Raw genomic sequence first — 24,150 nt, 5'->3', positions numbered from 1 at the left:
GTCTCTGCTGGACCGTGGAACTGCGGCGACCCGGGCTCGCCGGGCGGGCAGTGTTGGCAAGGCCGCGTTCTGGATGTGGAGTCGTGGAGTCGTACCACTGCTCGTCCGGGCGCGGTGTCACCGACCTGGGTGTCAGCTGGTCGTGTCCGGTTCCGGTGTGGTGAGGCTGGCCGGGCTGGTGCGGAGCATGGCCCTGTGAAGGGCGTCGTGCTCGGGCGAGGCGGGGAGGGGGCCGCGGGCGGGGGCCTCGAAGGACTGGATGAACAGGGCGACGACGCGGCGCCAGGCGTCGGGGGCGGCGTCACCGGTGGCGTTGACGACGCCGGCGTTGGCCATGTGGATCAGGACCAGGTCCGAGGGGTCGAAGTCCTCGCGTAGTCGGCCTGCGGCCTTGGCGCGGTCGATGAGTCGCACCATGCCCGTGTACGCCTCGTTGCGGCGCTCCTCCATGGCCTTGGCGGTGGGGAAGGACGTGGTGAGTACGTCGGCGAAGCCGTAGTCGGCGGCCTGCATCGCGCAGGCGGCCTCGAGGTAGCCGATGAAGCCGTGCCAGGGGTCGGGGTCGTCGAGGGCGACGGCGACCGCGTCGGCGTAGGCGTCCATGCGGTCGGCGAAGACGGCGGCGACCAGTTCCTCCTTGGTGGGGAAGCGACGGAACATCGTGGCGATTCCGACCCCGGCCTCGCGGGCCACGGACGCCATGGAGGCGCCCAGCCCATCGCGCGCGAAGACCTTGCGTGCGGCGGCGATGATCCGCTCCCGGTTGCGCTCCGCGTCGCTGCGCAGCGGCTGGGGGGCGGGGCCGTCGGGATGCTGTGAGCCGGGCGTCATGCCGGTCACCCTACCAATCGGATTGCCCTATCCAGTTTCAATGGTACTCTGGTCGCGGTGAACCGGATAGGCCTATCCGGCTCTTGAATTGGATAGTCCTATCCGAATTCATCCACGTGCCACTGAGATTTCGAAAGGATCGCTGTGACCAGCATCGCCATTGTCGGAGCCGGCCCCCAGATGGGCCAGGCCATCGCCCGTACCTTCGGCAAGCAGGGCTTCGACGTCGCCCTGATCTCCCGCAGCCGCGAGAAGCTCGACGGGCTCGTCGCCCAGCTCGCCGCCGAGGGCATCACCGCCGCCGCGTTCCCTGCGAGCGTGCTCGACCACGACGCCCTCACTCAGGCCCTCAAGGACGCCGCAGACCGGTTCGGCGGGATCGACGTCCTGGAGTACTCCCCGCTCGCCATCGAATCGACCGCGCTGGCCACTCCGGCCGAGAGCGACCCCTCCCACATCCAGGACCAGATCGAGTTCCAGCTCTACGGGGCCATGGCCGCCACCAAGGCCGTACTGCCCGCGATGCGCGAGGCCGGTGCGGGCACCCTGCTCTACACCACCGGCGCCGGCTCCCTCGACCCGCTGCCGGTGGTCGGGAACGTCAACGCGGCCGCCGCGGCGCTGCGGAACTGGGTGGTCAACCTGCACAAGGAACTGGACGGCACCGGCGTCCAGGCCGCCCACGTGGCCATCGACGTGGCGCTCGGCGGAGTCTCCATCGACCCCACGCTCAAGTCGGCCACGGCCGAGGACGTCGCCCCCGTCTACTGGGAGCTGCACACCGCCAAGCGCGACCAGGGCGAAATCGTCGTCAAGGGCTGAGGCCGCCTCGGCTCCCATGTCGGCCCTTGATCGCGCCGTGGTGTGCTGCGCCGCGGTGCGATCAAGGAACCGGTTTCCGCTCCGATTCCACGGAGATCCATCAGAAGCCCCCTAGCCCCGCGAGCAGTGCTGCCTCTGTCAGGGCGGACAACTGGACACCGCGACCGTGCTCACGCGATGGCCCTGTCGGGCCGTTGCAGGCCCCCGCGCCTTCTGAACCCGTCCCCTGTCTGCTCCTTCCAGTCCATCTGCCCTACCGAGCACCGCAGTTGACGGTGGAACTCGACCTTCACTCCCTGCCCGACCTGCAGACCGACCCGGCCGCGGGAACTATGCACGACGCCGGGCGCCGCACCCCCGAGAGTGCTCACGGAGAAACCGGGCCTGCTGCTCGCCGTCCGCGAGAACCCCGAGCAGGTCACCTGGCACTACTGGTTCCGCGCGGTCGCCGAGCATCACCGCGCCGTCGGCACCCGAGCCGGTCAGGCCGCCGTCCACGGGGCGGAGTTGGCATGTCGCACCAGATCTGCCCAGGTGACCTGGAGGCGGGTAACGGGAACGTGGCCCTCGTGGCGCAGATGGTCCACTGCATTGATGTTCAGGAAGGTGAGCAGGGGTGGGCGAGCATTTCAGGGTCGCCGTCTACTCCCGCTTCACACATGAGCGCTGACACATGGCGGTGATAGGCAGCCGCAGTCCTGGAGATGTATCCACGTTCGCCGGACCATTGGCGTGCCAACGCGGTACGCAGATCTGTGTCGGTCGCCGTGCGCTCGATGAGTGCACAGCCGAATGCCGTGAGCCGTTCTCCCATCGGAGCCCCGGGACCGAGGGGAGGCGGCCCGGACGTGCACGCTTCCTGGAAGTCGGCCTCGGAGAGGAGAGCGAGGAGAGGTCCGCCTCGGTCGCCGAACCGGCGGAAAAGGGTGCCCTCTCCCACTCCGGTCTCCTTCGCGTGGCCTCCATGGTGACGTGCTCGGCGCCGTGTTCGGCCACCAGATGGCCGGCAGCCCGCAACAGCCGGGGGCGGTTGCAGGCTGCATGGGAACGCTCGACGACAGCAGTGGAGTTGAACCATGCGTCGCCTAGCCGAGGAGGCTGCCGCCGGTGGCGTCGAGGAACGCGCCGGTGATCCAGCGTGCTTCGTCGGTCGCGAGGAAGACCACGGCGTCGGCTACGTCTTCCGGCTCGCCGATGCGTTTGAACGCCGACAGCTGGGACATCTGCTCCCGGACCTCGGGAATCTTGAAGATCGCGTTCCCGTTGTCCGTGATGCCGGGAGCCACCGTGTTGACGGTGATCCCCCGGGGGGCGAGGTGGCGGGCGAAGTGCCGTGAGAGTTGTTCGACGGCGCCCTTTGTCATCGCGTAGACCATCTGCGAGGGGTTGGCGACCCGGGTCAGGCCGGAGGAGATGTTGATGACGCGTCCTCCGTCGGGGATCAGCCCGAGGGCACGCTGGGCGATGAAGAAGGGCGCCTTGGCGTTGACCGCGAACAGCTTGTCGAACTGCTCGGCCGAGACCGCCTCGGGGGCGGCCCCGCCGGGCAGGGTCTCGCCGGCGTTGTTCACCAGGATGTCAAGGGTGGTCTTCCCGGTGTGCTGCTTCAGGCCGGCCTCCAGACCGCGGAACAACTGGTCGATGTCGCCGGGCACGCCGAGTTCGGCGCCGACCGTGAAGGCCCGGCCGCCGTCCTTCTCGATGAGCTCGACTGTCTCCTGGGCGCCCTGCTTGTTGTGCGCGTAGTGCACGGCGACCAGGGCGCCCTCGCGGGCCAGGCCGACGGCCGTGGCCCGGCCGATGCCCCGGCTGGAGCCGGTGACGAGAGCGGTCCTGCCGCTGAGTTTGTCCATGACGGTGACCCTTCAAGGCGTGGTTTGCGTGGTTGAACCGTGGCACCCACGACGGCGGGAAGCGCCTGCCATGGGGCGGTCTGGCGCGTGAACGTCAGTCGGGGAGGTTCGGTGGGTGTGGGGCCGCCGTACCCGAGGATCTAGGCGTGGCCGCGCAGCCTCTGTCCTCGCAGCTCGTACGCGGCGCCGGGAGCGAAGAACTCGAGCACCGCTTCGTACTCAAGACGGTCCTAGGTGGTGGTACAGGGCGGTGTTGAGCGGGGCCGGCGCTCAGGCCGTCGTGTCCTCGGGGTTCATGCCGGCCTGGCCTTCGGGGTGATGGTGTCGGGGCTGGTGCGGGTCTTGAGGAGGAAGTCGAACTCCATGGTCCTGAAGGGGACCTGGAGGCCGTGTGGGGTGACGGCGTCGGTGTCCTCGTGCAGGACGGTGTCGGCTTGCAGTGCGGGAGGGGCCAGCGTTCCGCCGACGAAGTCGACGGGGATGACGGGGTCTCCCTTGAAGTAGATCTCGCCGCGCCAGGAGGTGATCAGGTCGGGGTGGTGGATCTCGTAGTGGATGTGGGCCGGGCGGTAAAGGCTGCGTCCGAGAGCTGCCACGGCCTCGGGGACGCCGTCGATCTCCATCGTGTGGGAGTCGGCGTAGGCGACCGGGGTGATGGTGGTGAACGTGTAGCGGCCGTGGTCGTCGGTGAACAGATGCCCACGCAGGTTGTCCTCGGGCACTCCGTCGTCGAACATCCCGGAGTAGTTGCCGTTGTTGGCCGCGTGGTAGATCTCCAGCCTGGCGCCCGAGAGCGGCTGGCCGTGTCCGTCCAGGACCCTGCCGGAGACGATCAGCGGAGTACCGGGCTCGTCCGGCCGCATCGGAAGGGTGCCGGGGTTGTCGATACGACGGGAACCGGCCCTGTAGGTGGGGCTGTTGACGTCCTCGGACGGGGTGTAGCCGTCGCGGCCGCCCTGGAAGACCTCGCTGTACAGGGGCATGGCGGCCAGCGCCAGCGGGACGCCGGTGGCTGTGTGGATCTTCTGGATCAGGGTGGCGGCCGCGTTGAGGTCGTCGAAGGTCAGTCCCTCCTCGTCGCGCATACGGGCCAGGGCGTCCTTGAAGGCCGCGACGAGACGTACGGCGCGGGGGTTGATCAGCGCCGGGTCGACGTAGGACGGATCGGTGGTCGTGGTCATTGCGGTCTGCTCCTCGAAGGCGAGCCCGGCTGATCGGGCGTCAGCGGGCCACGGAAGTCGGGGGGTCGGGAACGTGCGTGAAGCCGGGACGCCGGTCTGCTGGGTTGCCGTCGGCCCTGCCGGCGTTTGCTCGGTCAGGGTCGTGTCGGCAATCTCCTGGGGTTACCGGCCACTTCGCTCCGTATGGGACGCCGACGCCGACGCCGACGCCGACGCCGACGCCGACGCCGACGGCGTCGAAGTCGACGCGGAAGACGTGCGGGCGCGTCCGGTGATCGCGCCGCGGCGCGGCAGGCTGCGCCGCCATCATGGTTCGACGAGGGCGTTGGTGCGGTGTCAGCCGCGGGGGACGCCCTGGTCCCCGACGCGGAAGACGAGTTCGGCCTCGTCGCGCCTGGTGGTGTGCAGGTCCCAGTACATGGGGGTGAGCTGCTCGGGCTGGACCGGGTCGACACCGGGGATGACGGAGACGCCGATGGATGCGTCGATGCCGACGTGGGCGGCCTGGATACCGGTGTTGGCGTCGGCCAGCTCCTTGTGCAGGTTCATCACCCAGTTGCGCAGTGCCGCGGCGGCGGCGTTGACGTTGGCGACCCGCGGGTCGGGCCAGATCGAACCGGCGCCAGTGGTGTAGAGGAGGGTGCCCGAGCCGGCCTCACGCATGGCCGGCAGTACCGCGTTCGTGGCGGCTATGGCTCCGTACAGCTGGAAGTTCATCTCGAATTCGACATCGGACGGTTGGGTCCCGGACGGGGAGGTCAGTGCGGTGATGCCGAAGGTCCCCACCGGGGAGTACTCCAGGACGTCGATACCGCCGAACCTCGTGGCTGCCTCCTTGAGCGCGTGCGTGAGGCCGGCGCGGTCGAGCACGTTCGCAGGGAACGCGGCGGCGGTGATGCCCTCGGCGGCGAGCTTGCCGACGCTTGCTTCGAGCTTCTCGGGGTTACGGGAGATCAGGGCGACATCGAAGCCCTGAGTACCGAAGGTACGGGCGATGGCCAGGCCCATCTGGGGGCCGGCTCCGACGATGGCGATGGCGGGCATAACGATCCCTTCGCGAAACCTGGTGAGGGAGGGAAATTTGGATAGGTCTATCCAGTCTTGATCCGGATAAGCCTTTCCGATTCACTGCGACCACCGTAGCACGGAAACCGGATAGGGCAATCCGATTGCTCGGCCGGCCGGCGCACGCGCGTCGCGACGCGCTTGGCCTGCTCCGTGCGGACCAGTCCGGGCAGATCCTTCCGGAGCGCGGCCGCGGGCTTGGCGGCCGGTATCGGTGGGTTCCGCGACCGCCGCGTACGAAGGGGAGATTGCCGGGGGTGGTCCCGGACGCGGAAGGTACCGAGACGTCATCGGCTCCCTCCGCTACACCGCCGCACGCCCGGACACCAAGAACATGAAGAAGGCCCTGCTGCCGGCGTTCAACGGGCTCGTCGGGCAATGGACGGAGGGCAGCACCGACCGCCGAGCCGCGAGGGCTCGACGTCGATGGCGATCGACCGGGTGCTGTCCGGCCGGATCAACATCGTCGACACCTCCCCGGTTCACAGATCAGTGCGGGCGTTGCGATGCCCATCTCTTCGACCGCCGAGAGGATGGGCGCACAGATCGGACGGGCGTGCTCCTCGATCGACGGCACCGGCTGGCAACCGGGACGCTGGGTGGCGGAGCCGCCCCCGATATTGAGCGAGCGCGCCCCCCCCATGCCCCTCAGACGACGCCCTGGGCCGTCATCGCCTCGGCGACGCGCAGGAAGCCCGCCGCGTTGGCGCCGAGCACGTAGTCGTCGGCGTCAGCGCCGTAGGCCTCGGCGGTGGTGCGGCACTGGGCGTGGACCTGGCGCATGATCGCGGCGAGTTGGTCCTCCGTCCGCTCGAAGGTCCAGCTGTCGCGGGAGGCGTTCTGCTGCATCTCCAGGGCGGAGGTCGCGACGCCGCCGGCGTTGGCCGCCTTGCCGGGGCCGAAGAGCACCCGCGCATCCCGGAACACCTCGACCGCCTCGGGTGTGCAGGGCATGTTCGCGCCCTCGGCGACGGCGAGTACACCGTTCTTCACCAGCGCCACCGCGTCCTGCTGCCGCAACTCGTTCTGGGTCGCGCACGGCAGGGCGATCTCGCACGGCACGTCGAACACCGACCCCCGCGCGGAGAACCGGGCGGTCGGCTTCGCGTCGGCGTAGGCGGAGATCCGCTCGCGGCGCACCTCCTTGACGTCCTTGAGCAGGCCGAGGTCGATGCCGTCCTCGTCGACCAGGTAGCCGGAGGAGTCGGAGCAGGCCACCACGCGTCCGCCGAGGGCGTGGACCTTCTCGACGGCGTAGACGGCGACGTTGCCCGATCCGGAGACCACGACCCGCCGTTCGCCGAGGTCGAGGCCACGCGTGGCGAGCATCTCCTGGGCGAAGTACACCGCACCGTAGCCGGTGGCCTCGGTACGGGCGTGCGAGCCGCCCCAGCCGACCGGCTTGCCGGTCAGGACACCGGACTCGTAACGGTTGGTGATCCGCTTGTACTGGCCGAAAAGGTAGCCGATCTCCCGGCCCCCCACCCCGATGTCCCCGGCGGGCACGTCGGTGTGCTCGCCGAGATGCCTGTACAGCTCCGTCATGAAGGCCTGGCAGAAGCGCATGACCTCGGCGTCCGAGCGGCCCTTCGGGTCGAAGTCCGCTCCACCCTTGCCACCGCCGATCGCCATGCCGGTCAGCGCGTTCTTGAAGATCTGCTCGAAGCCGAGAAACTTGACGATGCCGAGGTTGACGCTGGGGTGGAACCGCAGACCGCCCTTGTACGGGCCGAGGGCTCCGTTGAACTCCACCCGGAACCCGCGGTTGACCCGCACCGTTCCCCGGTCGTCCACCCACGGGACACGGAACAGGATCTGCCGCTCGGGCTCACACAGCCGCTCCAGGATCCGGGCTTCGACGTACTCCGGGTGGGCCCGGAGTACGGGGACCATCGCGTGCAGGACCTCCTGTGCCGCCTGGTGGAACTCCACCTCCCCGGGGTCCCGTCGGCAGATGTCCGCGTAGACGGCCTCGATGTGGGCGCTGACGTCCATGTGTGCTGTCTTTCTGTTCGGGTACCTGGCCGCCCGGACGTACCGACGGCCGGTACGGTCTCCGCCGGCGGCGAAGCGGGAACGGCCGGAGGGAATGAGGTGAGGTAGGGCGAGGCCCGCCCGAGCCCGGTTGTCACCGAGCCGCCGGGCGGCCGTGGAGAGCGCGGTGCGTCGGCACCGGCGGCGGGAACGGGCGCGGAGGCGCTGTCCGGCTTATCCGGCTTGATGCCGGTCCGCCGTGGACCAGCCGATCAGGGCGCCCCGCAGTGCCGCGATGAGGTGTGTGGCGGCGTCGTCCTCGGTGTGGCCGCTCTTGATGAGGTCGAGGATGTCCCGAGGGTCGAACAGCGCGTTCCACAGGTAGAGGGCTTCGTCCCCGAGATCCCCGAGGCCGAGATCCTCGGCTGCCTGCCGCAGCGGTTCGGCCAGTGCCTCGGCCTGTGGCTTGAGATAGCCGGTGTCCTCGCGGAGTCGTTCCAGGTAGCCGCGGTGCGAGCGCATCTGTGCCATCGCACCGCCGTGTTCAAGGACGAGTGACACCCAGTACCGCGACACCGCGTCGAGTCGAGCCATACCGCGCGTGGTCTGCTGTTCGCTGAAGTCCCTTAGTTCGGAACCGACTTGGGCGCGGAAGGCGTGCAGGACCTCCTGGACGGAGGAGAAGTGGCGGTAGGCCGTCGCGGTGGACACCTCGGCGTGCCTGGCGATCTCGGCCAGGCTGACCGGTGTGGGCGAGTTCTCGAACAGTCGCGCGGCGGCCTTGATCAGCTGCCTGCGGTTGCGCTCGGTGTCACTGCGCATGGGTCGACTCCTCGCTGTGTACGGGGCGGCGCTCATCGCAGTGTCAGCAGGCCGTCGGCGAGCCGGCGGACGCCCTCGATGATGGACTGCGGGCTCGCAGCGTACGACAGCCGCAGGTGTCCCTCGCCCCGCGACCCGAATTCGCTTCCCGGCCGGACCGCCACGCCCTGCGCGCGCAGCGCCGCCACGACGTCGACGGAGGGCAAGTCGATGTCGTAGCGCGGGAACTGGTAGAAGGCGCCCTCGGGTGCGCTGAGGGTGAGGCCGGGGATCGCGGCCAGTTCCTTGCGCATGAGCTCGCCGCGTTCCTCGTAGGCGGCGCGCATCCGGGTGACGTCGTCGGCGCAGCTCTGCACCGCCACCAGTGCGGCGTCCTGGATGAAGGTGTTGACCGAGCCGTTGAACGTGTTGTGGACGCGGGCCGCGGCCTGGATGAGCGCCGAAGGTCCCCAGAGGTAGCCGACGCGCCAGCCGGTCATCGCGTAGCTCTTGGAGAAGGTCTGGCAGTAGATCGTACGGTCGCGCAGGCCCTCGACCGAGATCGCCGAGGTGAACGGGCGGCCGGTGAAGTCGAGGTCGGAGTACGCCTCGTCGGAGATCACGATCGTCGAGGTGCCGTCCAACAGGTCGGCGAGCGCCCCCAGTTCCTCACGGCTGTGGACGATGCCGGTCGGGTTCACGGGGTTGCAGAAGACGAAGAGCCTTGCGTCCGTGAGGGCGTCGGCAAGGCGGTCGAGGTCCCAGTGCAGGTCCGGGGCGAGGGGAACGGGCACCACGACGCCTCCCGCCATGGCCACCAGGTCGGCGTACAGGGAGTAGGTGGGGTCGGGGACGACCACCTTGTCGCCGGGGTTGACGATGCCGAGGATCGAGGCGGACAGGCCGGCGGTTCCGCCCTGGGTGATCAGGATGTCGGCAGCGGAGACCGCTGTCCTCGCGGTGAGGTTGAGCTTCTCGGCGAGTGCCTCGCGCAGGGGCGGTTCGCCGAGCAGGGGCGAGTAGTGGGTGCGTCCGGCGCGCAGCGAGGCGAAGGCCGCCTCGGTGACCGGTTCGGGAGTGTCGAAGTCGGGCTCACCCATGGCCAGGGAGACGAGGTCGCCCCGGGACTGCGGCTGCTGCGTCCGGCGCGAGGCGGCCGCGATCCGGGCGACCGCCTCGGCGGTGGCGAACCGGGCCGGCTGCGAGGTGATGGTGGGCGGCATGCGCTGCTTCTCCTGTCAGTGGGGGTGGTCAGGCCTGCGGTGCGGTGCCGGCGGGTGCGCCCGCCCAGCGGCTGACCTCAAGGTCGGTGGAGGTGTCGCGCTGTCGGGTGGGAGCGACGACGATCTCCTGGAGGACGACCCGCTGGGGGAGCGTCACAGCGAGCCGGACCGCTTCGGCCACGTCCTCGGGCTGCACCATTCCGGCGCGCTCCTCCGGGGCCGGCGGGCGGGCGCGGTTGTCGAGGATGGGGGTGTCCGCCTCGCCGGGCAGCACGGTGATCGCGCGCAGCCCCTGGTTGCGGAAGGTGTTGTGCAGGAACGTCATGAAGTTCCGGACCCCGGCCTTGGCCGCGCCGTAGGCGGCGCCGCCGAGCAGGTTGGGGTTGACGGCGGCGAGCGAGGAGACGGTGACGATCGTGCCCGTGCCGCGGCCGAGCATGTCGGGCAGCACGGCCTGGGTGAGCTGGAAGACCGCCGTGAGGTTCACCTCCAGGACCTGGCGCCACTCGTCGTGCGGGAGCCACTGGGGGTTGAGCACCGACGACGAGCTGCCCGCGTTGTTGACCAGCACGTCGACGGGGCCGAGTCCGGTGCGGACCCGGTCGAGGACACGGGCCATGTCGTCGACGCGGGTGATGTCGGCCGCGAGGGCGAGGGCGGTGCCGCCCTCGGCGCGGATCGTCGCCGCGGCCTTGTCGAGCGCCTCCTGCCTGCGGCCGACCAGGACGACGGAGAAACCGTCCAGGGCGAGCAGACGCGCGATCTCGAGTCCCATCCCGCTGCCCGCTCCCGTGATCAGCGCGGTTCTGCCGGGCGACGTGCTCATTGGAGGACCGTCCTTTCTGGACAGATTCGAGAATTCAATTGCAACTGAGAATATATTCTCAGATTGCGTGCGACAAGGGCGCTGTGAAGCCGAGGGCTCCGAACGCCTCGGCCGCCGCGTGTCCCAGGGCGTGCACCTGCGCCTCGCGCCGCGCGAACCGCCGGAGCGAGGTCTCGCGCCCGGTCCAGCGGAACCGCAGTTCCCGTCCTGGACCGGCCTGTCCGAGCAGGGGGAGGGCGGCCCGTGAGGCGACGCCGACGATCGGATAGCCCGCAGTCAGGCTCCGGTAGCGACCGAGCACGATCAGTTCGTCCGCGTGCGGGATCTGCAGGGCCCCGATGGGCACCCCGTGCGACACGATCTCGGCGTCGCTGTCCGGGTGCATGACCGGCCCCGCGAGCCGCAGTCCCACATGGTTGGACCGCGGGGTGACGACGTACACCGAGTCCTCGATCAGCTCGCGGATGCCGGGAATCGTGTGGATGCTGTGGCTCGCGACCACGTCGACCACCCAGGGGTCCTCTTCGAAGCGCGGCACGGGCACGGCCAGCCGGAACAGCGGCGGTTCGAAGACACGGCGGCCGAACCCCCGGAACTCCGTCTCCACCAGGACACGCGCACCCGGCGCGAGGAGCTGCCCGAAACCCATTCTGGCGTCCGGGGCCGCGCTCCCCAACAGGGTCGGCGCGGTGAGCATGCCGTTCACGGCCAGGTAGGTGCGCGTCCCGCGGCTCATGTCCGCGCGGACCCGGATCTCCTCGCCCGCCGGCACCACCAGAGGCGTCCAGCCGTCGACGGGCCCACCGCCGACGGTGACCTCGGCGGGGGCACCGGTCACGGCCAGCAGGACATCGGCGTCGGGCACCAGGGCCAGTTCGCCGCCGAGGTTCTCGATCAGCGTCGCGCCCCGGGGGTTGCCCACGAGGAGGTTCGCGACGGCCGCCGAGTGCTGGTCGGCCGCCCCGCCGGTGGGCACACCGCGCTGTTCCGTGTCGCGCCGCCCGAGGTCCTGGAACGTGGTGACCCATCCGGTGCTCGTGATGTCGAGTGCCACGGTCGTCATGCAGGTTCCTCCACCGGCAGCAGGAAACGGCCGTCCACCGCTCCGGCCTCGTCCGGGGCGACGGGGACGAAGCGCACGATGTCGCCGGCGGCGAACGAGACGGGGTCGGGGCGGGAGATGTCGACGATGGTGTGCGGGGTGCGTCCGACCACCCGCCATCCGGTCGGGCCGGGAAACGGCTGGATGATCGCGTTGGTCCCGGCGATCATGATCGACCCGGGGACGACGTCCGTCCGGGGCTCGGCGCGCCGGCGCACCGGCCGGGGCACCTTGAGACCGTCCATCATCGGCGCCATCGCCGCACCGAGAAGGCAGATCGTGAAGGTGGACCCGGCGATGGCCTCGACGACCTCGGAGGACGCCATCCCCAGTTCCCCGGCCACGGACGCCAGGTCGGGACCGTGCTCGTCGTCGAAGACGACGGGGATGGCGAACGTCCGCACCGCCCGTGCGCCGGCTCCGTCGTCCTGGGGTGACGGTGCCCACTGCGCCACCAGGCGGGCCGCGTACTCCACGTGCGGGAGCGCGGTCTGCAACGGGTCGAACTCGATGAGCAGGGATTCGAGACCGGAGACGACGTCGAGCACGCCGTGCGGGCGGTGAGCCAGGAACCGGTCGCGGAAGGCGACGATGCCGGCTCTGCGGATCGCCTGGTCGGTGTGGGGGATGGTCACCATCACCGCCGAGTCCCCGAAAGGCTCGACGGTGATGACGCCGTACTGTGCTGTGGTCATCTGCTGATCCCGCGTCCGGTCCCTCAGCGGGCGAGCGCGGCCTCCGTCTTCCGAGCCTTCTCCGCCAGGACGTCGCGCAGTCCGGCGACGCGGATGTCCGCCTTGTCGAGCTCGGCCCGCAGTGCGGTGCCGTTCGCGAGGACGGACGGGTGGTCGCCGTGCAGGAGAAGGATGTCGGCGTCGTGGCCGAGCGGCACCACGTTGCCGTTCACCGAGCGCACGGTTCCCTCCTGCACGACCTGGACGCAGCGCCGGCCGATCAGCTCGGGGTCGTGGATCAGGCCGCCCTCGTGCGAGCGGGGGACCGGCATCCCGTCGTCGCCGTAGCCGCGGTCGGCCAGGAAGACGTAGCCGACCTCAAGGCCGCGCTTGCGGGACTCCTCGGCGAGCAGACCGCGCTGACAGATCACGATGTAGTCAGTGTTGTAGGCGGCGATCGCGTCGGTGATGGCCCGGGCGTGCTTGGCGTCGGTCTGCGCGATCGAGCCCATCCGGCCGTGCGGCGCGACATGGCTGATGGTGCCGCCGTGCACCCGCGCGAAGGCGTCGAGGGCGCCGAGCTGGTAGAGGACGTCGGTGCGGATCTCCTCCTCGGTCGCCTCGATCAGGCGACGGCCGAAGCCGACCAGGTCGGGGTAGCCGGGGTGGGCCCCGAGTTCGATGCCGCGCTCCACGCAGTCGGCGACGGTGCGGTCCATGATGCGTGGGTCACCTGCGTGGAAGCCGCAGGCGATGTTCGAGGAGGTGACGAGGCCGAGCAGGGCCGCGTCGTCGCCGATCGTGTAGTTGCCGAAGCTCTCACCGAGATCGGCGACGACAGCTACGGAGTTGATTCCCATGATGTGCTCCTGGAGTGGGGAGGATGACTCAACGGACAGCGAGGCTTTCGATCCCGTGCAGGAAAGCCGCGGTGACCAGGGTTACGGGGTGGGCTCCTTGTTCGATGCCGCGCTCCGCGTGGGCGGCGACGGTGCGGTCCATGATGCGCGGGTCACCTACGTGGTAGCCGTGGGCGATGTTCGAGGAGGTGACGAGAACGAGCGGGGCCGTGCCGCCGAAGCGTTCGTCGGTTCTCGGGCCGGGATCGGTGACTGCTTCGGGACGTGCGCCCATGACGGCTCCCGGCGTGAAGGAGTGGTTCACCTGGCGGCGAGAGGACGGCCCTTGGTCTCGCGCAGGAAGGCGACGGTGACCAGCGTGATCAGGGCGGTGAGGATCGAGGCGTACGCCGGAATCAGGTTGGAGCCGGTCGACTTGATGAGCTCGGTCATCAGGAGCGGGGCGCTGCCGCCGAAGATGACCGTCGAGATGCTGAAGCCGATGCTGTAGGCGGAGTACCGCACGGTTGTCGGGAACATCTCGGCGAGCACGGTGTGGACGACCGCTGCGTGACCCGAGAAGGCGATGGCCAGCACGATGGTGCCGATACAGGCCAGCCCGAACTCGCCCGTGGTGATGAGCCGGAACATCGGGTAGGAGACCGCCGCCATCGCGACGGCGGAGCCGGCGAGCACCGGTTTGCGGCCGATACGGTCCGAGAGGCGGGCCATGAGCGGGATGCAGACGGCGATCGCGACCAGACTGAACGCCGTGACGGTGAGCGCCCTCAGCATCGAGAAGTTGTGCTCTCCGAGCGAGGTCTTCAGGTAGGTCGGCATGTAGACGAAGAGCAGGTAGTAGCCGGGGCCGTTGAGCGCGGGAAGGAAGATCGTGAGGGCGATCGCCTTCAGGTGGCGAGGAGAGGTCAAGGCCTCCCGCAGGGGATTGCGCGCCACGGTGTTCTGCTCGCGCAGGGCCTCGAAGTGGGGGGTCTCCTCCAGCCGCCGGCGGATGTAGAAGCCGACGTATCCGAGCGGGACGGCCAGGAGGAACGGCAGGCGCCAGGCCCACGAGGTCATCGTGTCGTCGCCGAGCACCGTGATGAGGACGGCGGAGAAGGCGCTGCCGAACATCAGGGCGATGAACGAGCCGACGGCGATGAAGCTCATCATGTAGTTGCGGCGCGCGTCCGGGGCGTACTCGCCGACGAAGGACATGGCGCCGGCCACCTCGCCGCCCGCGGAGAAGCCCTGCAGGATCCGCAGAAGGAGAAGGAGGCCGGGTGCGGCGACGCCGATGACCGAGGAGGAGGGGATCAGGCCGATGGCCGCGGTGGCGACGGAGATGAGGACGAGCAGCGTGGCCAGAAGCGACTTGCGCCCGATCTTGTCCCCGAGGTACCCGCAGATGACGCTGCCGAACGGGCGGGCGACGAAGCTGACCAGGAAGCCGACGTTGGTGAGGAACAGGCCGCCGGAGTCGGCGTCGCCCATGATGTTGATCGCGAGATAGGTGACGAGCAGGCCGTAGATGCCGTAGTCGTACCACTCGACGAAGGACCCGATCGCGCCCGCGACCGTGGCCTTGCGGACGACCTTCTCGTCGGCGGTGACCACGCCGGCCGCTGGGGCGTCGGGGCGCTCCGACTCCGCGTCATGGCGATCTGGTGTGGTGCCGAGCCGGTCTGACGTTGTCATACGCGTTCGCTTTCGGTGTCGCGGACTCCGGAACGGTGTCCTGAGAAACGTGTGCTCAACGTGGCTGCTGCCAACGGCTGTTCTTGTTCCGAGCCGCACTCTGTTCGTCGCGTGTTCCGGAAGGGGTGGTGGCGGAACACGAGGGAGGGGGCGACATGGGTGCTGTTCAGGACCCCGTCCGTCGAGGGCTTGTGGTGGCCCGGCCGGGCTCACCGCCAGCTCGGCTCGCTGTGTCCGGCCGGGGGTGGGCGGCGCGGTAGAAGCCGCGGAACCATTGCGGAGCCGAGGCGAGGCTTGAATCGCGAATGAGAATAGATTCGCATTCTGGGGCGGTCAAGGATGTGTGTTGCCCTCACGTTAACCTTGCGCTTCCATCGCGATTCGGCCTTCGGCTCCGCCCTTGTGCAGCGCGGATGGCGTGGGATTCCATGGCCTGCGGGCGTCTCGGGCGGTCGCTTTCAGTCCTGGGTGAAACCCCCGATGCCCAGGTCGATGCGGTCGCCCTCTCTTCGTGAGCGCCTATCCGGCGGGTCGCCCCCCGTCACCCCCGTCACCCCCCCATCCTGCCGCGGTCTTGCCCAACGCCTCTTGTTTTGCGCCGCGGATGGATGCACACTGACTCTCGCGAAACGCGAAACGTTTCGCATTTTCTGGTCGGGAGGCGGTCAACCCATGCCCCGCTGGCCCAGCTTGAGAAGGCCGAGGGTGCGGGGGAAACCCGGCCACCCGCGGACGTCGGCGGTGTGCGCGGCGCCGGCGATGTCCGCCGTGCCCCCGCTCCCCCCAACCGCAGCAATCGAAGGAGCCTGCGATGACCCAGGACAACGTGCGCGTGACCGGCGCGTGGGAACGCGCCGACGGGCAGGTGCTCGACCGGTTCCGCCGCCACTCCGTGGCCAATCTCGGTGATGCGCTGGACCGCCTGAACATCGTCGACGGCGGCATCGCGCCCATCTGGCACGGGGCCAAGGCCGTCGGCACCGCGCTTCCGATCATGACCGTGGCGGGCGACAACAAGGCGGTGATCGCCGCACTGGAGCACATCCGCCCCGGTGACATCGTCGTCATCAACGCCTTCGGCTACGACGGACGCGCCGTCATCGGCGACAACCTCGCCCAGCGCTTCGCCGCGTACGGGGCCGTCGGCGCGGTCGTCGACGGGTACGTACGCGACGCCGCGATCATCGCAGAACTCGGCGTTCCGGTCTTCGCCCGCGGGCTCACCCCAGCGGGCCCCTTCAAGAACGGGCCGGGCGCCATCGGCGAACCGGTGGCCATCGGCGGTGTCGTGGTGAACCCAGGTGACATCGTCGCCGCCGACGGCGACGGCGTTATCGTCATCCCGCCCCACCGGGCCCAGGAGGCGCTCACCTCGGTCGAGGAGATCGTCGCCCGCGAGGCCGCGCTGGACGCCGAGGCCGAGGCGCTGCGCAACGCGGCGGCCCGATGAACGACCGTATCCGCGAGTCCGGCCGCCTCCGTGTCGCCGTGGCCGCCCCGCTCTCCGACGAGAACCGCGCCCGCCTCCAGGAGTCGGAACCGCGCATCGACCTCGTCGTGGACCCCTCTCTGCTCCCGCCCATGCGCTGGCCCGCCGACTTCGCGGGGGATCCGGCCTGGCGGCGTACCCCCGCGCAGCAGCGCGCCTACGAGGAGGCGCTCGACTCGGCCGACGCCCTGTACGGCATTCCCGACGTGGACCCGAAGGCCCTGACCCGGGCGGTGCGGGCCAACCCGCGGCTGCGCTGGGTGCACACGATGGCCGCGGGCGGAGGAGGCCAGGTCAAGGCCGCCGGACTGAGTGACGAGGAACTCGACCGGGTCGTGTTCACCACCTCGGCCGGCGTGCATGGACGTCCGCTCGCCGAGTTCGCCGTCTTCGGCGTGCTCGCGGGAGCCAAGGACCTGCCCCGTCTCACCCGGCAGCAGCGCGACCGCGAATGGAGCGGCCGCTGGCCGATGGGGCAGGTGAACCAGCAGACCGTCCTCGTGCTGGGCCTCGGAGGAATCGGCCGGGTCGTCGCCGCGGCGCTGCACGCGCTGGGCGCGAAGGTGATCGGCACGAGCAGACGGGACGTCACCGTGCCCGGGGTCTCCGCCGTGATCCACCCCGACCGCATCGTCGTGGCGGCCCCCCTCCTCGACGCCGTCGTGAACACGCTCCCCGGCACGGCCACCACCGAGCACCTGCTCGGCAAGCGCTTCTTCGACGCCCTACGGCCCGGCGCCACTCTCGTCAACGTGGGCCGCGGAACGGTTGTCGACGAGTCCGCCCTGGTGGACGCCCTCGACGCAGGGCGTGTCGGTCTGGCCGTACTGGACGTCTTCGAGACCGAACCGCTGCCGGCCCACAGCCCTCTGTGGGATCACGACCGGGTCCTGGTGAGCCCGCACACGGCCGCGCTGGATCCGGGCGAGGACCGCCGTATCGCCGAACTCTTCGCAGCGAACGCCACGCGGCTCCTCGACGGGCACGACCTCCTCAACCGTGTGAACACCGTCGAGTTCTATTGATCAGGAAGACCACCACGCAGGTGCAGTTGACTTCCGCTTTCGATCACACCGGCCGGGTGGCCCTGATCGCCGGATCGAGCCGCGGCATCGGGCCCGCCTGTCCGACCCCTTGGGAGCTCTCCGTCTTCCACGACCCGGCACGCATCGCGAACTCGTACAGCTCGGCCGAACCCGAGAACTGGTAACGCGAGGGCGCGCCGGTTCGGTCGACGGGACGGGCTTCCTGCCTGGCCGGAAGCCCGTCCGGAAGCCCGTCCGCAAGCCCGTCAGGGGGCTCGTGCTGGTCGTTGAGCGGCAGGGGCCGACGCCGACTGCACCGCACCGCTGATCTGCACCTGGGCAACTTCACGGCGGTCACCCTCACGCTGCCGAACGCGCCGGCCGCCACCGGATTCGCCTTCGGGACCAGTGGTGGTGGCCCGCCGCCGGGCCGCGTTATTGACCTGCTTCGGTCGGCGTCATGCCGGCCCGTACGACCGCCGCTTCCCCGCACCGCGAGCTGTCCGCGCCGCCCAGGCCGGCCGGGGAAGGCGGCTGTCGACCATGGCTGAGAAGAACCTGCGCGTGTCATTGACGCGCGCCTCATGCGCCCCTACGTTCACCCGCGATGAATCGATTCAACTTCTACCTACCTCAGGGGCCGCCGTGATCAGTAGAAGGAACATCCTCGCGGGCGCCGCAGCCACGGTGGGCGCCGTGGCCGCCGGAACCGGGCCGGCCGTGGCCGCGCCCACGCCTCCCGCAGGACAGTCCGCAGGGCCTGCCGCAGGACCTGCCGGAGAGAGTGCTTTACGGGTTGTCTCTCCGACCGTCGAGTACGTGCAGCGACCGCTGGGGCTCGACGCGGCCCGTCCGCGGCTGAGCTGGCCGATGGCATCGGCCAGACCGGGGCAGCGGCAGAGCGCCTACCAGGTGCGTGTCGCCTCCAGCGCCGCCGGTCTGTCCCACCCGGACGTGTGGGACAGCGGCAAGGTCGTCTCGGGTGAGTCCGTCCTCGTCCCGTACGACGGTCCCCGACTCGAGCCCCGTACGCGCTACTTCTGGTCGGTGCGGGTGTGGGACGCCGACGGCGGTGTCTCGGAGTGGAGTGCGCCGTCGTGGTGGGAGACCGGCCTGATGGACGAGTCGCAGTGGTCGGCGGAGTGGATCTCCGCTCCGGCGGCCCTCACGGACGTCCCGTCCCTGGAGGGCAGCTCGTGGATCTGGTACCCGGAGGGCGACCCGGCGAGCAGCGCTCCGGCGGCCACCCGGTGGTTCCGCCGCAGCGTCGGCCTTCCCGACGACATCAGGGCGGCCACGCTGGTCATCAGCGCGGACAACGTCTACGCCGTCTCCCTCAACGGCACCGAGCTGGCACACACCGACCTGGACACGGACAACGAGGGCTGGCGTCGCCCGGCCGTCATCGACGTTCTCGACCAGGTACGTCCCGGCCGGAACACCCTGGCGGTCTCCGCGGCCAACGCCACGGCCGGGCCCGCCGGACTGATCTGCGTGCTGGCCCTGACCACGTCCTCCGGCGAGCAGATGATCTACACCGACGCCTCCTGGAAGGCCACGAACCAGGAACCGGCCGGGAACTGGCGCGCACCGGACTTCGACGACAGCGCCTGGCAGGCGGCGAAGGTGGCCGCCGTATGGGGAGCGGGGCCATGGGGCCGGGTCGTACCGGTCTCGTTCGCCGCACACCAGCTGCGCCACGAGTTCCGGCTGCCGGGCAAGAAGGTGAGCCGCGCCCGTCTCTACGCCACGGCGCTCGGCGTGTACGAGGCGCACCTCAACGGCCGGCGCGTGGGACGCGATCGACTCGCCCCGGGCTGGACCGACTACCGCAAGCGTGTGCAGTACCAGACCTACGACGTCACCGGCTCCGTCCGCCCGGGCGTCAACGCGCTCGGCGTCTTCCTGGCCCCCGGCTGGTACGCGGGCAACATCGCCAGTTTCGGTCCGCGCCACTACGGCGAACGTCCGGCGCTCCTGGTCCAGTTGGAGGTCGAGTACGCCGACGGGACGAGTGAACGCATCAGCTCGGGGCCCCAGTGGCGGGCCACGGCGGGGCCGATCGTCTCCGCCGACCTGTTGTCGGGCGAGACCTATGACGCGCGGAAGGAGACGGCCGGGTGGACCTCGCCCGGTTTCGACGACCGGTCCTGGCTCGCGGTGCGCGGTGCTGACAACGATGTCCCGGAGAAGATCGTCGCGCAGGTCGACGGTCCCGTGCGTATCGCGCAGGAGCTCCGCGCCCAGGAGGTCACCGAGCCGGAGCCGGGCGTCTTCGTCGTCGACCTGGGCCAGAACATGGTCGGGTCGGTACGGCTGCGCGTATCGGGCGACGCCGGAACCACGGTGCGGTTGCGGCACGCGGAGGTCCTCAATCCCGACGGAACGGTCTACACCGCGAACCTCCGGTCGGCCGCCGCGACGGACACGTACATCCTCAAGGGGCGCGGCGAGGAGATCTACGAGCCGCGTTTCACGTTCCACGGGTTCCGCTACGTCGAAGTGACGGGGTTCCCGGGGAAGCCGTCGGCGGGGTCCGTGACCGGGCGGGTCATGCACACCTCCGCGCCGTTCACGTTCGAGTTCGAGACCGACGTACCGATGCTCAACCAGTTGCACGCCAACATCGTCCGGGGGCAGCGCGGCAACTTCCTCTCCGTCCCGACGGACACCCCGGCCCGCGACGAACGGCTCGGCTGGACGGGCGACATCAACGTCTTCGCGCCCACCGCCGTGTACACGATGGAGTCGGCCCGCTTCCTCGGCAAGTGGCTGGTCGATCTCCGCGACGCGCAGACCCCGGACGGCGCGTTCACCGACGTGGCGCCCACCGTCGGCCCCCTCGGCAGCGGCGCGGCGGGCTGGGGGGACGCGGGTGTCACGGTCCCCTGGGCCCTGTACCAGGCGTACGGCGACCGACAGGTGCTCAACGACGCCTGGCCGTCCGTCCAGGCCTGGCTGAGGTATCTCGAGAAGTACAGCGACGGGCTGCTGCGGCCGGCCGCCGGCTACGGCGACTGGCTCAACGTGTCGGACGAGACACCCAAGGACGTGATCGCGACCGCCTACTTCGCGCACAGCGCCGAGCTCGCCGTACGCATCGCAACAGAGTTGGGCGAGGAATCCGCGCCCTACGCCGACCTCCTGGCCCGCATACGCACGGCGTTCCGGACGGCTTACGTCGCGTCCGACGGCAGGGTGAAGGGCGACACGCAGACGGCCTATGTCCTCGCGCTGTCCATGGATCTCCTGCCGGACGAGCTGCGCAAGGCGGCAGCCGACCGCCTCGTCGCCCTCATCGAGGCGAAGGACTGGCACCTGTCGACCGGCTTCCTCGGCACCCCGAGGCTGCTGCCCGTCCTCACCGACACCGGTCACACCGATGTCGCCTACCGGCTGCTGCACCAGCGCACCTTCCCCAGCTGGGGCTACCAGATCGACCGGGGGGCGACCACCATGTGGGAGCGCTGGGACTCGATACAGCCGGACGGCGGCTTCCAGAGCCCGGCGATGAACTCCTTCAACCACTACGCCTACGGTTCGGTGGGCGAGTGGATGTACACCAACATCGCCGGTCTCGCCCCGGGCCGGGCGGGCTACCGACGGATCGTCATCCACCCCCGCCCGGGCGGCGATGTCACCTCCGCCAACGCCACGTTCGCCTCCCTCTACGGTCCGGTGTCCACCCGGTGGCAGCACCGCTCCGGAGGCTTCGTGCTGTCCTGCGTCGTGCCGCCCAACACCAGCGCCGAGGTGTGGATTCCCACGGACGACCCCGAGCGCGTCAAGCACACACGGGGGACGTTCGTGCGCGCGGAGGACGGCTGCGCGGTGTTCGAGGTCGACTCGGGAAGCCACCGCTTCACCGTGTGACCGCGGAACGTACGAGCAGGTCCCCCGAGCACCCCTCCGAGCGTCCCCCCCCGAGCACCCCTTCGTGCTCACCGCCGTCGCCCCGGGCCGTTGCCGGGCCCTGGGGCGACGGTGTCGCCGGAGTCGACCGCAAGCAGCCACGTCACGCCAAGTCACTACGGATGTGCTGAGCGGGCGGTGCTCAGGCGGTACGTCGTCCCGGCCTCCGTGGCGAACACGATCAGCCCCGGCTCCGGGCGCCGTATCCCGACGGGGCGGCCGTGGGCGGTCACCTTCAGGTCGGTCGTGGACCGCACGACCGCCCGGTTGCCGGAGCGGGACCGCAGGCTGCCGGTCAGCAAGGCGCCCCCGCCCCACTCCAGGTCCACTTCGAAGCCACCGCGCGCCAGCAGACCGCGTACGCGGCCGTCCGGCAGCGTTGGAGGCAGCGCGGGCAGCAGATGCAGCTCACCCGCGTGGGACTGGAGCAGCCACTCAGAAACCCCCGCCGTCGCCCCGAAGTTGCCATCGATCTGGAAGGGCGGATGCAGATCGAAGAGGTTCGGCGCGGTGCGCTCGGGGGTGAGCAGGTCGGTCAGCAGCTTGTAGGAGCGTGTGCCGTCCTCCAGCCGCGCCCAGAAGTTGATCTTCCAGGCGAGGGACCAGCCGGTGCCCGCGTCACCGCGCTGCTCGAGCGTCTTGAGCGCCGCGGCGAACAGTTCGGGGGTGCCGCGCCTGGTGATCTGGTTGCTGGGGTGCAGACCGTACAGGTGAGAGACATGCCGGTGGTTCTGCTCGGGAGCGATCGCGTCCCAGTCCTCCTGCCACTCCTGCAACTGGCCCTGGGCGCCGATCTTCATGGGCGGCAGCTTCCCGCGCGCGGCCCGCGCCTCGGCGCGCATGCCGCCTGGTCCGTCGCCGTGTCCATCTCCGTCCGTGTCTCCGTCCATGTCTCCGTCCTCGCCCAGCAGCTCGGACGCCTTGACGAAACCGTCGAGAAGATCACGCAGGATCTGGTTGTCCATGGTCGGCCCGGCGCAGACGGACACGTCCGTGTGGTGGGCGTTCTCCGGCGAGACCGCGGGACAGGTGACGAGGTGTCCGCTCGCCGGATCGGTGACGAGGGTGTCGAGGAAGAACCTCACGGCGCCCCGGAGCACCGGATAGCGCCGGCGCAGAGCCTCCTTGTCACCCGTGAAGAGATAGTGCTCCCAGATGCCGGTCGACAGCCAGGCTCCGCCGGTCTGCCACATGCCCCAGAACGCCCCGTCCACCGGCGCCGTGCCGCGCCAGGCGTCGGTGTTGTGGTGGGTGACCCAGCCGCCCGCCCCGTACTGCACCTCGGCGGTTCGCGCCCCGGTGACCGACAGATCCGCGAGCATGTCGAAGACCGGTTCCCAGCACTCCAGGAGGTTGGTGAGGGCGGCCGGCCAGTAGTTCATCTCCGTGTTGATGTTGATCGTGTACTTCGAGTCCCAGGGCGGGCTGAGCGACTCGTTCCAGATGCCCTGGAGGTTGGCGGGCTGGGTCCCGGGCCGTGACGAGGAGATCAGCAGATAGCGCCCGTACTGGAAGTGCAGGGCGACCAGGTGGGGATCGGCGGCGGAGGCGAAGTTCGCGACGCGTTCGTCGGTGGGCAGCGCCGCCGCGTCGGTCGTGCCGAGGTCGAGTTCCACCCGCCGGAACAGGCGCTGGTAGTCGGCGACATGGCGTTCCCGGAGCCGCGCGTAGGGGGCATCAGAGGCGGCGTTGAGCGGAGCGGAGGCGCGTTGGGTGTGGTCGCCGGTCGGGTTCCGGTAGTCGGTGTAGCTGGTGCCGATGGAGACCAGCAGGGTGACGGAGTCGGCACCGGTGACCGTGAGGGTTCCGTTCTCGCTGCTGACCGTTCCGCCGTCGGCCCGGGCACGGGCCAGGGCCCGGAACCGTACCTGCCCGGTGATGCCCTCACGGGTCTGTGACGTTCCGTCGATCGCGACGGTGATCCGGTCGGGCGATGACGCGGTCACGGTCTGAGGGCTGTCGAAGGCCGCGGTGAAGGAGACGGCCCCCGGGGCATCGGCAGACAGGCGCATGACAATCACCTGATCGGGATGGCTGGCGAAGACCTCCCGGCGGTACGTCACCCCGCCCAGTGTGCAGCGGACGGAGGTGACGGCGGAGTCCAGGTCGAGCGTGCGCCGGTAGTCGTGGACCTCGCCTTCGGCGGCGAAGGCCAGGCGCAGGTTGCCGACCGTCTGGTACATCAACTCGCCCTTGGGGATGCCGAGGAAGTCCGAGTCGATCAGGGACTGCGCCGCGGCCCACTCACCGGCGAACACCAGTCTGCGGATCTCGGGGAGGGCGGCCAGTGCCCTCGGGCTGGCAGGCTCGTACGGCCCGCCTGCCCACACCGTGTCCTCGTTCAACTGGAGTTGTTCGCTGTCGGTGCCGCCGAAGACCATGGCGCCCAGCCGTCCGTTGCCGATCGGCAGTGCCTCCAGCCATGTGGAGGCCGGCCGGGGGTACCAGAGCGCGAACTCGCCGGGTTCCGCGGCGGCCCCAGACGTACCCTCCGGCACCGTCAGGTCGGCGTCCGCCCTGTCGGCGGCATGCGCGGCCCCGGACGACGCGAGGCTCGCCACGCTCGCTCCGGCGGTGGTGGACACTGCGAGGAAATGTCTGCGATCCATGGCCAATAGCGTCGACTCATGGGATGTCTTCTGTCGACGGTGGGGGCGACTTTCGAAACTTTCCCATGGCGGACCGGTCCGGGCGTGCCCGCTCCAACCTTCCGCGCAAGGGGTCACCTGGAGCGCGCAGAGCGTCGCTGTACTGAGAAAAATCGAGGTGGGACGGTCGCTCGGTCGACTCCGCACTGCCTGTCCCGGCCAGGACGCTGTGCTCTGCCCGGACGCG

The 24,150-nt window shown here is 69.9% G+C and carries 19 protein-coding genes; 5 read left to right on the top strand and 14 right to left on the bottom strand.

Translation table 11 applies throughout. The features are described 5' to 3' along the window. Positions 1-132 precede the first annotated feature (132 nt). Positions 133-831: a TetR/AcrR family transcriptional regulator gene (locus FPZ41_RS09735; protein ID WP_152861062.1), complete on the bottom strand. Its 699-nt coding sequence runs from the start codon at positions 829-831 to the stop codon at positions 133-135. A gap of 144 nt (positions 832-975) precedes the next feature. Between FPZ41_RS09735 and FPZ41_RS09730 the strand changes: the two genes are divergently transcribed. Beyond that, entirely contained in the window at positions 976-1,653 is a 678-nt protein-coding gene (locus tag FPZ41_RS09730; RefSeq protein WP_322620023.1) for an SDR family NAD(P)-dependent oxidoreductase, read from the top strand. Positions 1,654-2,738: 1,085 nt separating this feature from the next. Here the strand turns inward: FPZ41_RS09730 and FPZ41_RS09720 are convergent. From FPZ41_RS09720 to FPZ41_RS09660, 12 genes are all read right to left on the bottom strand, one after another. Beyond that, on the bottom strand, positions 2,739-3,506 hold the full coding sequence (locus FPZ41_RS09720) for an SDR family NAD(P)-dependent oxidoreductase (RefSeq protein ID WP_152861060.1): 768 nt from the start codon (positions 3,504-3,506) through the stop codon (positions 2,739-2,741). 293 nt (positions 3,507-3,799) lie between these two features. Then, positions 3,800-4,687, bottom strand: coding sequence for a dioxygenase family protein (locus tag FPZ41_RS09715; protein WP_152861058.1), 888 nt, complete (start codon positions 4,685-4,687; stop codon positions 3,800-3,802). Between the two features lie 336 nt (positions 4,688-5,023). Continuing rightward, entirely contained in the window at positions 5,024-5,731 is a 708-nt protein-coding gene (locus FPZ41_RS09710) for an SDR family NAD(P)-dependent oxidoreductase (RefSeq protein WP_152861056.1), read from the bottom strand. A 669-nt stretch (positions 5,732-6,400) separates the two neighbouring features. After that, positions 6,401-7,747, bottom strand: coding sequence for an NADP-specific glutamate dehydrogenase (gdhA, locus tag FPZ41_RS09700; RefSeq protein WP_152861052.1), 1,347 nt, complete (start codon positions 7,745-7,747; stop codon positions 6,401-6,403). Between the two features lie 213 nt (positions 7,748-7,960). Next, positions 7,961-8,548: a TetR/AcrR family transcriptional regulator gene (locus tag FPZ41_RS09695; protein ID WP_152861050.1), complete on the bottom strand. Its 588-nt coding sequence runs from the start codon at positions 8,546-8,548 to the stop codon at positions 7,961-7,963. Between the two features lie 32 nt (positions 8,549-8,580). Beyond that, positions 8,581-9,750 carry a pyridoxal phosphate-dependent aminotransferase gene (locus FPZ41_RS09690; RefSeq protein ID WP_152861048.1) on the bottom strand — a complete coding sequence of 390 codons (1,170 nt, stop codon included), beginning with the start codon at positions 9,748-9,750 and terminating at the stop codon, positions 8,581-8,583. Positions 9,751-9,778: 28 nt separating this feature from the next. Next, positions 9,779-10,576: an SDR family oxidoreductase gene (locus FPZ41_RS09685; protein ID WP_152861046.1), complete on the bottom strand. Its 798-nt coding sequence runs from the start codon at positions 10,574-10,576 to the stop codon at positions 9,779-9,781. A 58-nt stretch (positions 10,577-10,634) separates the two neighbouring features. Next, positions 10,635-11,639 (bottom strand): 5-oxoprolinase subunit C family protein, encoded by a 1,005-nt coding sequence (locus FPZ41_RS09680; RefSeq protein ID WP_152861044.1) that lies wholly within the window; start codon positions 11,637-11,639, stop codon positions 10,635-10,637. After that, positions 11,636-12,373 carry a 5-oxoprolinase subunit B family protein gene (locus FPZ41_RS09675; protein ID WP_152861042.1) on the bottom strand — a complete coding sequence of 246 codons (738 nt, stop codon included), beginning with the start codon at positions 12,371-12,373 and terminating at the stop codon, positions 11,636-11,638. Before FPZ41_RS09675 ends, FPZ41_RS09680 begins: the two co-directional genes overlap by 4 nt. Positions 12,374-12,396: 23 nt before the next feature. Further along, positions 12,397-13,212, bottom strand: coding sequence for a LamB/YcsF family protein (locus FPZ41_RS09670; RefSeq protein ID WP_152861040.1), 816 nt, complete (start codon positions 13,210-13,212; stop codon positions 12,397-12,399). A 28-nt stretch (positions 13,213-13,240) separates the two neighbouring features. Further along, on the bottom strand, positions 13,241-13,486 hold the full coding sequence (locus tag FPZ41_RS49825; RefSeq protein WP_152861038.1) for a LamB/YcsF family protein: 246 nt from the start codon (positions 13,484-13,486) through the stop codon (positions 13,241-13,243). Positions 13,487-13,512: 26 nt separating this feature from the next. After that, complete coding sequence (locus FPZ41_RS09660) at positions 13,513-14,889, bottom strand: MFS transporter (RefSeq protein ID WP_152861036.1); 1,377 nt, start codon at positions 14,887-14,889, stop codon at positions 13,513-13,515. 811 nt (positions 14,890-15,700) lie between these two features. Here FPZ41_RS09660 and FPZ41_RS09655 point away from each other — a divergent pair. From FPZ41_RS09655 to FPZ41_RS09645, 4 genes are all read left to right on the top strand, one after another. Continuing rightward, the gene (locus FPZ41_RS09655) at positions 15,701-16,339 is read left to right on the top strand and encodes an RraA family protein (RefSeq protein ID WP_152861033.1); all 639 of its coding nucleotides are present in this window, start codon (positions 15,701-15,703) and stop codon (positions 16,337-16,339) included. Continuing rightward, positions 16,336-17,403: a D-2-hydroxyacid dehydrogenase gene (locus FPZ41_RS09650; RefSeq protein ID WP_152861031.1), complete on the top strand. Its 1,068-nt coding sequence runs from the start codon at positions 16,336-16,338 to the stop codon at positions 17,401-17,403. The genes FPZ41_RS09655 and FPZ41_RS09650 overlap by 4 nt, the downstream gene beginning before the upstream one ends. A gap of 26 nt (positions 17,404-17,429) precedes the next feature. Beyond that, positions 17,430-17,588 carry a hypothetical protein gene (locus tag FPZ41_RS46970; RefSeq protein WP_194236041.1) on the top strand — a complete coding sequence of 53 codons (159 nt, stop codon included), beginning with the start codon at positions 17,430-17,432 and terminating at the stop codon, positions 17,586-17,588. A 460-nt stretch (positions 17,589-18,048) separates the two neighbouring features. Then, a complete protein-coding gene (locus FPZ41_RS09645) occupies positions 18,049-21,276 on the top strand; it encodes an alpha-L-rhamnosidase (protein WP_322620022.1) in 3,228 nt (1,075 codons plus the stop codon). A 155-nt stretch (positions 21,277-21,431) separates the two neighbouring features. Here FPZ41_RS09645 and FPZ41_RS09640 read toward each other — a convergent pair whose 3' ends face one another. Then, entirely contained in the window at positions 21,432-23,924 is a 2,493-nt protein-coding gene (locus tag FPZ41_RS09640; RefSeq protein ID WP_152861028.1) for a glycoside hydrolase family 95 protein, read from the bottom strand. Between the last annotated feature and the right edge of the window lie 226 nt (positions 23,925-24,150).

The sequence above is a fragment of the Streptomyces acidicola genome (genome assembly GCF_009377235.1).
GTDB classification, from domain to species: domain Bacteria; phylum Actinomycetota; class Actinomycetes; order Streptomycetales; family Streptomycetaceae; genus Streptomyces; species Streptomyces acidicola.
The sequence above is the reverse complement of the archived record's forward strand: the minus strand, read 5'-3'. Positions and strand labels throughout refer to the sequence as shown.